Annotated in this window: 9 protein-coding genes; 3 read left to right on the forward strand and 6 right to left on the reverse strand. The window is 47.3% G+C overall.

The window, feature by feature from the left end; all coding sequences use genetic code 11:
• The first annotated feature begins 125 nt into the window (after positions 1 to 125).
• Complete coding sequence (locus tag H6F98_RS30320; protein WP_396814256.1) at positions 126 to 848, forward strand: CHAT domain-containing protein; 723 nt, start codon at positions 126 to 128, stop codon at positions 846 to 848.
• A 217-nt stretch (positions 849 to 1,065) separates the two neighbouring features.
• Here H6F98_RS30320 and H6F98_RS30325 read toward each other — a convergent pair whose 3' ends face one another.
• The 4 genes from H6F98_RS30325 to H6F98_RS30340 all read right to left on the reverse strand — a co-directional run bounded on the left by H6F98_RS30325 (position 1,066) and on the right by H6F98_RS30340 (position 8,651).
• Positions 1,066 to 3,252: a ShlB/FhaC/HecB family hemolysin secretion/activation protein gene (locus H6F98_RS30325; protein WP_192222460.1), complete on the reverse strand. Its 2,187-nt coding sequence runs from the start codon at positions 3,250 to 3,252 to the stop codon at positions 1,066 to 1,068.
• Between the two features lie 336 nt (positions 3,253 to 3,588).
• Positions 3,589 to 4,158 (reverse strand): CesT family type III secretion system chaperone, encoded by a 570-nt coding sequence (locus H6F98_RS30330; protein WP_192222461.1) that lies wholly within the window; start codon positions 4,156 to 4,158, stop codon positions 3,589 to 3,591.
• A 157-nt stretch (positions 4,159 to 4,315) separates the two neighbouring features.
• Positions 4,316 to 5,566, reverse strand: a complete 1,251-nt coding sequence (locus H6F98_RS30335) for a DUF4912 domain-containing protein (RefSeq protein ID WP_192222462.1) — start codon at positions 5,564 to 5,566, stop codon at positions 4,316 to 4,318.
• 679 nt (positions 5,567 to 6,245) lie between these two features.
• Entirely contained in the window at positions 6,246 to 8,651 is a 2,406-nt protein-coding gene (locus H6F98_RS30340; protein WP_192222463.1) for an IMS domain-containing protein, read from the reverse strand.
• Positions 8,652 to 8,986: 335 nt separating this feature from the next.
• On the opposite strand from H6F98_RS30340, the gene pdhA reads away from it, so the two are divergent.
• A complete protein-coding gene (gene pdhA / locus H6F98_RS30345; protein ID WP_192222464.1) occupies positions 8,987 to 10,021 on the forward strand; it encodes a pyruvate dehydrogenase (acetyl-transferring) E1 component subunit alpha in 1,035 nt (344 codons plus the stop codon).
• Positions 10,022 to 10,237: 216 nt separating this feature from the next.
• Complete coding sequence (locus H6F98_RS30350; RefSeq protein ID WP_192222465.1) at positions 10,238 to 11,863, forward strand: DUF1565 domain-containing protein; 1,626 nt, start codon at positions 10,238 to 10,240, stop codon at positions 11,861 to 11,863.
• 577 nt (positions 11,864 to 12,440) lie between these two features.
• Here H6F98_RS30350 and H6F98_RS30355 read toward each other — a convergent pair.
• Together H6F98_RS30355 and H6F98_RS30360 are read right to left on the reverse strand one after the other, a co-directional pair.
• Positions 12,441 to 12,791, reverse strand: coding sequence for a DUF1815 family protein (locus tag H6F98_RS30355; RefSeq protein ID WP_192222466.1), 351 nt, complete (start codon positions 12,789 to 12,791; stop codon positions 12,441 to 12,443).
• A gap of 385 nt (positions 12,792 to 13,176) precedes the next feature.
• Complete coding sequence (locus H6F98_RS30360) at positions 13,177 to 13,389, reverse strand: DUF2839 domain-containing protein (RefSeq protein ID WP_192222467.1); 213 nt, start codon at positions 13,387 to 13,389, stop codon at positions 13,177 to 13,179.
• Positions 13,390 to 13,516: the final 127 nt, after the last annotated feature.

The raw sequence follows: 13,516 nt of genomic DNA on the forward strand, positions 1-13,516 counted from the left end.
AATGCGCCTCATCTGTCAATGTCAGTCAGGGTTTGCTCACTCTTAGATACACTAAATTTATCTCTTCTTTTCTTGTTTCGCTATATATTTAGCATACTAAGTACTGAAGAACCGAAAAATACAGTATCAGCCTAATGCCCAGTCTTACGCTGACTGATAGCCAACATCGGGATATTAGAGGCTATCAAGTTTTGGCAATGGGAGCATCACAGTTTACCGAGCAAAACCCTTTACCCGCTGTTCCTCTAGAGTTATCTGTCATTACGCAGCAACTCTGGCAAGGGAAATCCTTTTTGAATGAAGGCTTCACACTGGAGAATCTGAAGTTACAGCGTCAGCTACAGCCTTTTCAGATTGTACACTTGGCAACCCATGGGGAATTTCAGCCTGGGGCACCAGCTAATTCCTATCTTCAACTGTGGGACACAAAGCTGCGACTGAGCCAATTGCCACAACTGAATTGGAGTAACCCACCTGTGGACTTGTTGGTGCTAAGCGCTTGCCGCACAGCACTCGGCAATGAACAAGCAGAATTAGGTTTTGCAGGGTTGGCGCTACAAGCTGGTGTCAAGTCGGCACTAGCGAGTCTCTGGTATGTCAGTGATGAGGCAACCTTGGGGCTGATGAGTGAGTTTTACCAGCAGTTATTAACAGCACCCATTAAAGCTGAGGCATTGAGGCAGACACAGATAGCAATGTTACGAGGACAAGTCCGTTTGGAAAATGGTCAACTCGTTGGTACTAGCCGAGGTATTCCCCTACCAGAGGCACTGTCAAATCTTGGAGATAAACAGCTAAGGCATCCTTACTATTGGGCAGCTTTCACACTGATTGGTAATCCTTGGTAGTTGTTAGTTGTTGGATAAGTGCCAAGCCGTTTCTGCTACCTTGAAAGCGAAAGTCAAGTCACTATTCTTCCTGCAACAGCTAGAAATCTAATAGGCATAGTTGATATTTGTTTTTTTGTTAGTAGTCTTTAGTATTACCTTCAGACTTTAATATTTGCTTCACAAATAGCCTCTAACAGTTACTAACCACTAACAACCAATAACCAACAACTAATAACTAAAACAAATAACGAACGCTAAAGTAAAAGCCCTCATCTTGGGCATTAGTACCCCGATCATCAAGGTCAACCAAGGGAAAAGCATAATCAGCACGAAGGTTGAGTCCCGGTACTGGCTCCCAAATTAATCCCATACCGACACCTGCTAAAAATTGCTGTGATGGTGATGGAGTAGGATTATCAGAGACATTCCAAACGATACCAGCATCAAAAAATGGAGCGAGTTGTAATGTAGAAGCACCTGCTTCATCTCGCTGTAAAGTAATGCGATCTTCAACGGAAAAACGCACACCATTATCGCCTGAGCGAATGTTTTGTCGGTAGCCTCTCAACGATTGACCACCACCAACTACAAATTGTTGGGAGGGAAACAAACTATCAGGTGTTAACTGGATATCAGCTCCTACAATTAAAAAGTTATCCTCACCAAGAACTTGCACGCGCTGCACCTGACCAAGCCAACTGAAAAAACGTCCATCCGGAATCGGGTCAGGATTGATTGTGGCATCAAACCAGCCAGTGCCGAGACTAAAAAGCGATCGCAAAGACCAAGCGCCTCTGATATCCCGGCGCAAATAATTTTGCCCAAACTTAAGCACACTGGTTCTGGTAAACCCTTCCTCGTCAGCACCAGGCCCAGGGAAGGGAAAGCCACCGCCAATTAAGGACTGACTTTCTTGAATTGTAAAACCCAAAGATAGAGAAAATTCTTCGCGGGGGGTGCGTATGAGTGGCTGCTCAAAACTAATTTCATACAGTTCTGAGTCCCCTTCAATGTTCAAGAAGCTGAATTCGTCTTCAACGATTTCATTACTATTGATGGCGGTTCTTAATTGCACAGCACCATTCATCGGGTTGACGGGTAGCCGATACGTAAAGTCAAAGCTATCTGCACCCCCCCTAGTTGTGTGGTAGTACGAACCTGCAACTGTATCCCCATTCCCTGTAAGGTTGCGATAGAGCAAGTTGAGGCCCAATCGTTCCGAACCCACACTCGGCGGCGAATAGTTATCAATGCCAAAACTACCTTCAAAGGGGTCAGCTTCAACAACACGAACAATAAGAATGCTCTGCCCTGTTTGGGTTCCTGCTCGGAGGCTCGCTTCTACATTCTCAAATAAAGGGTCAGCCCGGAGCAACCGCAACTGGTCTTCCAACTCAGCAGTATTAAGAGGTGTCCCCGCCCCTAACTTCACGCGGCTGCGGATATAGCTAGGATTTAATCGACGTGTTCCCTCAATTTGAATCTCTTGTAAACTGCCCTCTAGAACGCGAATTTCCACAACACCATTAGTAACGTCCTGGTCTACAAGAATCGCTCTAGAGGTGATATAGCCCCGTTCTAAGTACAACTGGGTAATCGCATCTGCGACTTGTCTGAGTTGTTCTAGGCTAAGAGTTTGTCCCTCATAAGGTTGGGTAATTGCCTCTAACTCGTCGGCTTCAAAGACAGTGCTACCAGTTACTTGAATGTCCTGAACTTGAATCGTTGGTGAGACAGGAGTGCTTGGAGTTGGAGGCGGTTGCGTGGGTGGTTCTGGAGTGACAGGTGTTTGAACAGGTTGCTCTGGTCTTAAGGGTTCAGGTATCGGGTTTGTCGGCGGCTGTAGAAAGCGGTCTTGGTTGGGGTTAGGTTGTAGATTCTCTGGTGGCACAGGTGGAGCAGTCGGCAGGTTCTGTGCTTGTAGAGATGTATCTTGGATGAGGCTTGGTAAGAAGCCTGGTTCAACAGCTTGCGGCTGTGGAATGAGTCTGAAAAAACCTTGCCCAAAGGATTCTGGAGAAGGAGAAAGGGTCTCATTGGAAAGCTTGATGTTACTCACCTCATCTATCGACCCATCAAGAGGCTCTGGCAAAGCCGTCCGAGTTGCGGCTAATGCACCTGTGCCACTAGTACAAGCAATCCCTATACAAAGTGGTGCAAATGCATGAAGAAGACGCTGTTCTCTTGATCCCAATCGACTCTTCGGAAGTTCATTTATGAAACAGCGAGGGCTATTCTTCAAAAACCGCTGTGTCCTACCTCGCCCAGTCACCGCTAGTGCCTTAGGAGCGACCTGATTAACACGAATCAACCATGTTGGTCCAACAGCAATGTTTGTTTGGAGCCGCTTTGCAGCTAATGTACTATGCTCCGCAAGGGCTAACGTGTTCTTGATTAAAACCTCACACCAAAGCAATCTCATCTTCGAGCGCATCAGGTCTCTAATTCTCCTTGAGTCGATATTATTGATAAACTTTGGGTGACGATCCATGGTAAGCGGGTGAATGTCCCCAAGAATCTTATTTTTAGTTACCAGCAGAAAGTAAAATTTTAATCCTCCACGGTTATAGCCGATCGCTCGTCCGCTTTAACCCACTTTGATCACTACTACTTATTTATTTACCTCACCGAATTTGCAGCAGTTCCGGACAGTATGCTGATAATTGTGCTTTGATACTCATCACGTCATACAAATTGCCGCCACACAAAGTATTACCCTCAGTGGTGGCAATTCCGTATTTGAGTCAATTGGTATCACTTAAGGTTCTACTTCTTGCCAAAGAGTTTCGAGCCGACGCTGCCATGCCGCTAGTGTCTGTTGGCGCGACTCTGCTCCTTGCTCCAACTCACCCATGAGTCCTTCACGATAAAACCGATCTAGGGTTTGGAGCGTTGCCTCCAAGGATTGCCCTTGCTGTTTTGCAACCTGGATGATTTGACGAATTCGAGTGTCAACAAGCTGATCAAAGCTACTTGTCAGTCCTTGCTGACGTAGAGAAAGCAGCCGTGCTACGGCTGCTGAGAAGTCTTCAGACTCAAGGCTTGCACTATTGTGCTGGAAGACACCCCAAAGAACATTTTGATTCAGAGCATAACGGGTTTCTTGTGTGTCATCAAAATTTGCTTCTAGTAGCTGTTCAAAGAATGGTTGGGCTTCCCCGGCTGGTGCAATGGGAATGAGAATTCGTAACCAGGATTGGTCTTGTGATAAAAGGACTAGCAATCTAAACTGAGGCATTTCTACCTGCCAGACGCCAGGTTCTGTCATCTGAACGGCAGTGCTACCAAAGAGTTCTGCAAGCTTCTCAGCAATTTCTTGAGCTTTCATAGTTCTTGAGAAAAAAAATCCCCCGGCTGCTGTCGGGGGAGATAGCAAAATACAACGGAGGTAAGTAATTGAGGTTCCCTGCTTGAGTAAGGGTTTTCTTTCTTCAAGCTTCAGAATTTCACGCCTAAGGGCATTGCTCCTACAAGTTCGCCACTTTTTAGGCAAGCCATTCGGGAACTGCTTCTTCTTTTGTATTGGTGTTGCGTGATGGTGTCTCACGAGTGAATTTCATGTGGATAGAACGAGTTTGCTCACCATCAGCTGCCACTGCCATAATCGGGTAGTCAATCAAACCGTCTTGGAAGGACATCTGGAAGCGGAAGGTTCCATCTGGGTTGAGCTTGATGGGGCGTCCACCAATGGTGACGTTGGCATCTGGCTCAGTTGCCCCGTAAACAATCAATTCAGCATCCGCAACTAACCAGAACTGGCGAGGACGAATGGGAGGCATGGAAGCAGAGAAGCCAACACCAGACATTCCAACGCCAGACATGGTTAAACCAGACATTGTTGGTACAGCCCACATGCCAACACCAGAGGGGAAGACATAGGAGCTAATTGCCTGCTCGTGAACCGGAACTTGCTGCATAGAACCATACAAGGAACCAGCAACGCGCTGAGCTTCGGCGGATTGTGCCATACCGAAGATGGCATCGTAAATGGGGTTGCCAGCAGCATCTACACTGCTAGTATCAGCGCTAGCAGCGGCTTTTTTGCTGGGAGGAACCAATTCAAGGAAGGTTTTGCTACGGAGGTCTTCTTCCCAGTTTACGGTGATGAATTGGTCTTCAATCCAGTCGGAGGGGTAGACGGGAGGAACATGTACAGGTGCCGAACGAGCCAGAATGAGCCAACGACCATCGGCACAGCGATAGCCGATATCAACAACATAATCGCGATCGCTAACTGGCATGGGCAAGTACCATTCCCGTGCTAGCTCATCACAAGGATATTCTTGAATGCTGTGGGGCGATTGGTAGTCAAGGGTGATGTCTGTAACATCATAAATCCGTAGCGCTAACTGTTGTCCTCCCTGACGCCGTAGATCTTCTTTATGCTCATTTGGAATATCCCAGTAGGTATAAGCCCATTGAGGGTCACGCGGCAATAAAACAATCCGGCTATCACCATAACCAGCCGGTAAATCGGCTAATCCTTCATCCACTGATGCAAGGGTGCCACCGGTACGATCTTCTTGACCTAGTTCAAACTTTGCTGCTTCCACTTCTGGCTGTGCCTCCACTGTGCGAGATGGACTGATTGAAATTTTTGAGCGCTGTATCTTTTGTATTTCCGCCAGCAATTGCGACTTACGCATTCGGCTATAACGGGAGATGCCATATTCACTCGCAACTTTACGCAGTTGCCGCAGTGTCATCTCTTCTAAAGGTGGGCGTTCTTTTGCCATGATTTATGCTCTCCAATAATTAGGACGGCAGGTATGTCACTCCTGATGAATCTGAAAATTTTGGTCGTCATGTACACATCCAGTTGCTGAAAGAAAGCTAGCTTTCAACTTGAGTTCTTCACCCGTTTGGATTCAGATTTCCAGCTTGCGATCGCTTAGTGCATTGCCTTGCTTGTGCCCAAAATCGAAGAAAGCTGCGACTCTTTGGACAAGGCGCTTTCTACGCTGCTAACGCAATGGGTGGGTCATCATTCATACAGGTACCTGGGGTCGAGCCAGCCGCCGATGATCTTAACGAAATACTCAAAATAAGTATTTCTTTGGGATCGCCTGACTTTATGTAACAGAATACTCTGACGCTGGGTCAAGGGGCTAAGGATAGCGATTTCAGGTGAATTAACGAATTTACAGGCAAGCTGGGGATCAAAATGTCATGGAATCTTGACATTAATGGGTTGCCGGGATCAAATCTTCTCGATCTTTAGCTAAGAGCAATCTGGACTTGACTTTTTAGTCAAGCTTTGATGACAAGTTGTGTTAGCGACTAGAGCTAAGCAAACAAAGCAAAAAGTCCCCCAAAATTGGGGGATTTATGGGGCTTTCCAGAATTTATGCAAGAGACACCATGAGCTACGCTCACAAACGTTGCGATAAAAGTAGACTTTCAAGAGAGGTCTACTTATCTCAAAACAGCCATATCTCTGATCAACCAGCGACCATCTTTTCGCAGCATGTCATAACGAACTCGCAGGTTGTCATCGTAGGAAGCCGACTGATTCAACTGACCATTTTCATAGAATTGGGCTACTTCATTCACAGCCGCATCCGCCCTAGCTTGATCAGGATTAGCTGGGTTTGTCTCAACCGAGTTCACTTTAACAACATGCTTGTACTGTCCATAGATATTGTCTCGCTTAGCCGTTTGAGCGCGTCGTTGCCATGTAGACAGAGCTGGATCAGTCAAAATTTGCTGGAGTTGATCAACTTGATGCTCTTGACCGAGAGCAAGGGACTTAGCAGACAACCAAGATTGGATGACTTGCTCAGCCGTTTGCTCAGTCAACGGCCCCTCTGGCGCGAGCATCTGAGTGCCAGGTTCAGGAATTGCTACCGGAGGCTGAGTCAACTGCACAAGTGGTTGCTCTCCTTCGAGCGGTGGACCTGAAAACCGCTGTAAAGTTTTCTGGAACCAACTTAGGGTTCCAATCAGCAGCCAAGCCAGTAGTCCCACACCGACCAAACCGCCAAGGATGAGTAGAATCAGGCGTTTGAATTTTGTTGAAGACTTTGATTTGTCTGGTAAACGTTGAAGGCGACCAGGTGTTAGACGATCTAGGGTTACCCCAGAACCTGATGAGGTTTTAGGGACAGAATCTCCCCCAGCTAGAGGAGGCGTTGGCTGGTCAGACCCACCTTTCCCCTGACGCTGGCGGCGTGACGATTTTGAAGAAGATTCACCCGGTAAGCCTGTAATGGTTGTTTCTCCTGGGCTTCCCGTTGGGGATACCCGTTGGGCTGTGGGCATTGAAACACTAGCCGTACCTAACGTTGCCGTCCGACTCGTTGCGACACCAGTAGACCCTCGTTCTCCTCCCCACTGTGACCTAGCACCTGCTGAGTCACCGAGAGAGTTGTTAAACATTGAGCTGACTGACTGTTGACCATCTCGCGAGAAGCGACTATCTTCTTCTGACGTTGGGCGAGAACTAGTTCGACCAAAAGCGGCTGGTTCGTTGAAACTTCTGGAGGAAGCAGCAGTCGCGTATGCCGCCTTCTGGGTCTGGACTACTGTCCACTCATTACTTTCCCCAGATGAGTCTGGCAGGTTTTCTAAATACGCTTGCACTTGCTCGTCAGCAAAGTATTCCTTCAACGAGGCTTTCTGGTTCGCTAAATCTCGGAAGTGAGGAAACACTGACTTTTGCAGCCAACGCTCCCCATAGAGGCATAATCCAGGTAACAAATCTGGAGAACCTTGAGAATGCTCACGAATGAACGCTAGAGGTTCGTATTCCTGGCTCAGTTCTAGGGCACGGCTAGCTTCTTCGGTTTGACCCAGTAACAGCGCACAGACGGATTGTTCAAGGTGGACATCCTGGCGTCGCCCCAAGCGCATTAGCATCTGCTTGGCACGAGCAATTAACGCCGGTTGTCTTTGAGCAAATCCTCGTGCTAGGAGGGCATAAACGGCGAGGTAAGTCGCAACGGCTGAGGGGCGCTTGGCTTCTGTTTCAAAGAGAGTTTGCTGTTCGGCTGCTGTTAAATAGCCACGCAACTGCTGGATAAAGCGCAGAAAGTCATCAATACTTAACCCAGATTGGTCGTCACCTGTGCCATCAATCCCCATGCGCTCTTGGAGCATTTCTTGCAATAAACGCAAGCCATTGCGCCGTTCGGTGAGGTTTTCTTCTGGCAGCGCCAATAATTCCAGGATGCGGTAAGGGCGAAGTTTATAAAGATCGGCTTGGATTTCTCCCCTCACAGATGGGAAAAAGCCTTCTCGTAGGAGTAATTCTTGACCCGTTTCTAGGGAGGTTGCAGCGTTTTCGTACTGACCTTGCTGCCATTGCTCCCGACCGAGTTCTAAACAAGCTAGGGCTAGGGTTAAAACAATGTCTGGTCGAACCTGCTGGGGGTTTCCCAAACGACCTTTATCCAAACTAATGCTGTCTCGTGCCCCTAGATACGGTTGCCCCAGTTTCAGGACAAGTTCATATTCCCCTAGTTCTTGAAGAATGAGTAATGCCCCAACAAACTGGTCACTTTTGATTTCGATGCTAGGGGTGTGGGGGTCGCTAGCCGTATCTGTGCCTTCACCAGTTCCTGTCGTACCTAAAGCGATCACTTCCGGCTTTTGCTCGTAGGTTTTGGTGAGAAAACTCGCGTCGTAGGCGGAGCGCTGTTCGGGGTCACTGAGAACCGCGTAGGCTTCGTCCAGGAGTTGTTTACGAGATGCGATCGCCGCTTCCGAATACTCTCGGCGCGGCAGTTGCAACGTGCGATCGCGATAAGCCTGACTTCGCTGTTCATCCGTCGCCTGAATCGGCAGTCCTAATATTCGGTAGTAATCGAGCGGAATTCGCACGGTTCACTTCCCCAGCGCAAAGCAACTAAGTTAACGTATAGTAGCCAGTAGCGTTCTCTCTTCAGCGTGCTGCAAGCCGTTGAACTTGAACCATTCAAGGCACCCGTTCAAAGAGCAAGAACCGCTTGAGTCTAGTTGCTAAAGATATTAGTAATTCTAGCAACGTCAGCAGAGCATCCCCCTAAATGAGACAGTTTGATTTTAAACCAGTGGTGCTGTTTTGACTCAAGTTAGTTTTGCTCTCTTCTTACTTTGATTTGTGAAAAAAGCTGAACAGGTGTTGAGAGAAAATCAAGAAATCAATAATAGTGTTGCTGCAAGGATACAACAAACCAATGGTTCAAGAACGGACTTTACCGGAATTTAAAGTCGATTCCAGCAAAATTACTAAAGAAGAAGGATTGCTCCTGTACGAAGATATGGTGCTGGGGCGCTTTTTTGAAGACAAGTGTGCCGAGATGTACTATCGAGGCAAAATGTTTGGTTTTGTCCACCTCTATAACGGTCAAGAAGCGGTGTCAACTGGCGTTATCAAAGCGATGCGTCAAGACGAAGATTATGTTTGCAGCACCTATCGCGACCATGTTCATGCCTTGAGTGCTGGAGTTCCGGCGCGGGAGGTGATGGCAGAGTTGTTTGGCAAAGCAACAGGTTGTAGCAAAGGACGTGGCGGTTCGATGCACATGTTCTCAGCCGAACATAATCTCCTTGGGGGTTATGCGTTTGTGGCAGAAGGGATTCCTGTTGCCACAGGTACCGCGTTTCAAAGCAAGTATCGACGTGAGGCTCTGGGGGATGAGAGTTCTGACCAGGTAACGGCTTGCTTCTTCGGCGACGGTGCCTGTAATAACGGCCAGTTCTTTGAATGCTTGAATATGGCAGCGCTGTGGAAACTACCGATTCTCTACGTTGTTGAGAACAACAAATGGGCGATTGGGATGGCACATGAACGGGCGACATCTCAGCCAGAGATTTACAAAAAAGCGAGTGTCTTTGGCATGGCTGGTGTTGAAGTCGATGGGATGGATGTGCTAGCGGTACGATCTGTTGCTCAAGAAGCGATCGCGCGTGCGCGTGCTGGTGAAGGTCCAACACTCATTGAAGCGCTCACCTATCGTTTCCGAGGTCACTCTCTTGCTGACCCCGATGAACTTCGCTCTAAAGAAGAGAAAGAATACTGGTTCCCTCGCGATCCCATCAAAAAGCTGGCAGCTTATCTCACTGAGCAAAATTTGGTGCAGCAAGAAGAACTCAAAGCGATCGAACGTAAAGTTCAGGATGGAATCAATGAGGCGGTTCGATTTGCAGAGGAAAGCCCTGAACCTGACCCCAGTGAGTTGTACCGCTATATTTTTGCTGAGGATCATTAAAACTTCATCTAGCTAGCTGACTAGAGTCATCCTCAAGTCTTAACGGCTAACATCCCGACTCCAGATGCTTGAAGCAGTATGGAGCGGGTTTTGTTATGCCGTTGGTTAAGCGACCTAAATTAGCAAAAGCAAAGGTGCGATCGCAAGTTAGAGTTTTCCTGTTTAATGAGTTCCCAAACCGTACAGTTGATCAAGCAAATAATAAGCATAAAGCGTATGACCTACCAGGGTTCTCGTCAAAAATCAGTCCTCTTACGGGCATCCTTCCTAACTGTTGTGCTGCTACTAGGAGGCGGTAGTGCCATAGTTCCTCTTTGGACAAACTCTGTGCAAGCTGTACAGATTGCCCAAACACCATCGAGTGCAAACATTATTTACGTCAATCCTGCCAGGGGAACAGACACAGATGGGTCTGGGACTAGTGAAGCGACACCCTACCGCTCAATTACCTACGCCCTTCAACAGGCATCATCCGGTACAGTCATTCAGCTTGCGCCTGGAACTTACACCCAAGCTACCGGAGAAGTCTTCCCCTTGCGCGTCAAACAAGGTGTTACCCTGCGAGGCGATGTAGATACCCAAGGTCAAAGGACAGGCATTATCGGTGGTGGTTCCTACGCAAGCCCCACCTTAGCAGGGCAGAACGTGACAATTCGTGCTGAAAAAGACAGTGAAATTAGCGGGATTAGCATTACCAACCCTAATACTCGTGGTACAGGTGTATGGATAGAATCCACCAATGCTACTGTCAGGAACAACAACTTCATTAACAGCAAACGGGAAGGCGTTTTTGTCACGGGTACAAGCAACCCGAAAATTGAAAACAACGTTTTTACTAGGAACGAGGGGAATGGGATTTCTGTTGCCCGTCAAAGTACTGGGGAAATCCGCAACAATGTGTTCCAGGAAACCGGGATTGGGATTTCGATTGGTGATTCCGCCTCTCCTTTAGTGGAAGGCAATCGCGTTATTCAAAATACCGATGGGGTTGTAGTCAGTGGCACAGCTACTCCTGTATTCCGGAACAACACAATTGAAAGCAACCAACGCAACGGTTTAGTCGCCACTGGCAATGCTCAACCCAACTTAGGCACAGCCGATAGTCCCGGTCAAAATCGCATTCGTAACAACGGCAGTTTAGATGTCAACAACACAACCCGCACCATCACCATAGTTGCCGTTGGCAACGATATCGACCAAAACCGTATTGCTGGTCGTGTAGACTTTGTGGCGGCAGCGGTAGCAACTAACTTTCAGGATATTCAAGGTCACTGGGCACAAGCCTACATTGAAGCCTTAGCAGGTATCGACGTGATTGCTGGATTTCCCGATGGCACTTTTCGTCCTGGTGAATCTGTAACCCGTGCCCAGTTTGCCGCGATTATTGCCAAAGCGTTTTCCCCAACACCACAGAAAGCTGCCAGTGATTTCGTGGATGTCAGCCGTAATTTTTGGGCTTATCAAGTTATCCAAACCGCTTATCGGAGTGAATTTCTCTCTGGGTATCCAGGACGAGTTTTTCGACCTGATGAACGCATTCCAAAAGTTCAAGTCTTAGTGTCTCTAGCCAGTGGTCTAAAATTACGGTCTGAAGATACGAGTGTGTTGTCCGTTTACACAGATGCGGCACAGATTCCGAACTATGCGCTTTCTGCTGTTGCTGGTGCTACTACCAGAGAACTGGTGGTCAACTACCCAACGCTTAGCCAACTCAACCCAAACAAAAATGCCAGCCGTGCCGAAGTCGCCGCCTTTGTCTATCAGGCATTGGTTAATGCGGGTCGAGTACAGCCTATTCCTTCCCCCTATTTGGTCAGGAACCCCTCATCTACTCAACGTTGAAGGGATATCTAATTTCATTTTGGAAAGGCTGAAGTGGGGCAGGTGGGGAAGGTGGGGCAGAAATTACTTCCTCATCTCCCTCATCCTCACCAACTGGTTTTGACCACACTCTAAAAATATAGAGCGCTAGTTATCCTATGGGTGGAAACTAGCGCTCTAAAAGGTTACTTGTTTTTTATATATGTTTAGGGTCTTTATATCGGCTGACCCCATTTGAGCTATTAATACTTTGACAGCAATTCAGAAAAGCTATCGGTTTCGTAATATTTTCTTTAGATTAAACTTTGTGTCTATTTGTATAGTTCCATCTCTGAAGCGCAACGTTCTAATTTCAAGGCTGGGATCTCTGTAGGCGGAGAGAAAGATGAGCTTTTGCTGCTTGAACAGCGTAAGAAAGGCGCTGAAGTCGGCTTAATCTTTAGTTTAGATAAAATGCTTTGAGCAATGTGTCCTCGCCTCAAGTGGCCAGACACTTCCCTACGGCGGTCAATCAACGTACCCATAATGCTCCGTAAGGTTTAGTGCCTGACTGTATGAAGACAGCTCTCAGGTTGAACAGATAGACGTATAGACTGAACTAAATCGATGCCAAATTGCCCACTGGACGGCGAAATTCAGAAGGCTGAATTTGGTATTTAACAAGATTGGCAAGATCTTGCAGTTGGCTGATTGCTTCAGCGCCTTCCAGCTTCATCAGTTCTCGGTCATCCCTCATTTCAGTCCAGGTAATACCATAATCTGACACCAAGAAGCGGATCAGATGATTGTCTCCTAGGCTGACCATAAACGAGGCGCTATTCATCTGGTTCCCGCAGGTATAGCAGGAAGCCAGATATCCTCGGTTCTCTAACACAATTGCCAAGGCTTGGAGATTCATTACCAAGTCTTGAACGAATTGACGGTGTTGCTCTGCCAGTCGTATGAACATGTTAGTCCTCCAAACACCACTCCTAAATTTTAGATCTTTTAATACTTTTTTAAGATTTTAACCTTCAGGTTTTGGGAGGGTTTAGTTCAAAATTCCAAAAGGCTTGCAAAAGAGAGTCTGATAAAGTTATAGTAGCAGCCCGCTTCTAATCGAAGAGTGTAATGGGCGACTAGCAACCACAACATGCCTGACTTGTCTACTCTAGAGTAAAACCTTTTCTTTTCAGTTAAGTTCTACCGATAGATGGATTTGTTCAACAAATCCAGCCTACGCGCTTAGCATCTACAAGTCAAACGACAACGAAGGTTTCCTTCTCATCTAAAGCTAGGGTGGATGGCTTACTTACAAGCAAAACATCACCCTCGCGGCTAGGCAATACAAAATGTTAACTGACTTGCCACCAACCTAAGGTGGGTCCTATTAACCGAATTGTTACCCAGTAGGCGACCAAAAAGCCGATGCCAACCCAGGCACCTTTAGTTGTCCATTTGACAAACTGCTCACCCTGACTTTTCGTAAGTGGGAGCCAGGGAAAGATGTTTTCCTCTTTACCGTACTTGTCTCCGAGTGCCGCTTTACGGCGCTTGGCATCACCCATGATTCATTGCCTCGACCAAAATAATAGCACTGCTGATCATAACGCTCTCGGTTGGCGTCAGTCGGAGGTTGTTTACGAAATGAAAGATGAGAGAGCGGGAGGCAGAAAATAAAGAAACGTTAACAGG

The sequence above is a fragment of the Microcoleus sp. FACHB-SPT15 genome (assembly GCF_014849525.1).
Lineage (GTDB): Bacteria > Cyanobacteriota > Cyanobacteriia > Cyanobacteriales > Coleofasciculaceae > Symplocastrum > Symplocastrum torsivum.

Excerpts from the sequence above, each read along its gene's own strand:
- H6F98_RS30335 (WP_192222462.1), bottom strand. The coding sequence starts at position 5,566 with ATGGCAAAAGAACGCCCACCTTTAGAAGAGATGACACTGCGGCAACTG.
- H6F98_RS30330 (WP_192222461.1), bottom strand. The coding sequence starts at position 4,158 with ATGAAAGCTCAAGAAATTGCTGAGAAGCTTGCAGAACTCTTTGGTAGC.
- H6F98_RS30355 (WP_192222466.1), bottom strand. The coding sequence starts at position 12,791 with ATGTTCATACGACTGGCAGAGCAACACCGTCAATTCGTTCAAGACTTG.
- H6F98_RS30325 (WP_192222460.1), bottom strand. The coding sequence starts at position 3,252 with ATGAGATTGCTTTGGTGTGAGGTTTTAATCAAGAACACGTTAGCCCTT.
- H6F98_RS30360 (WP_192222467.1), bottom strand. The coding sequence starts at position 13,389 with ATGGGTGATGCCAAGCGCCGTAAAGCGGCACTCGGAGACAAGTACGGT.
- H6F98_RS30350 (WP_192222465.1), top strand. The coding sequence starts at position 10,238 with ATGACCTACCAGGGTTCTCGTCAAAAATCAGTCCTCTTACGGGCATCC.
- pdhA (WP_192222464.1), top strand. The coding sequence starts at position 8,987 with ATGGTTCAAGAACGGACTTTACCGGAATTTAAAGTCGATTCCAGCAAA.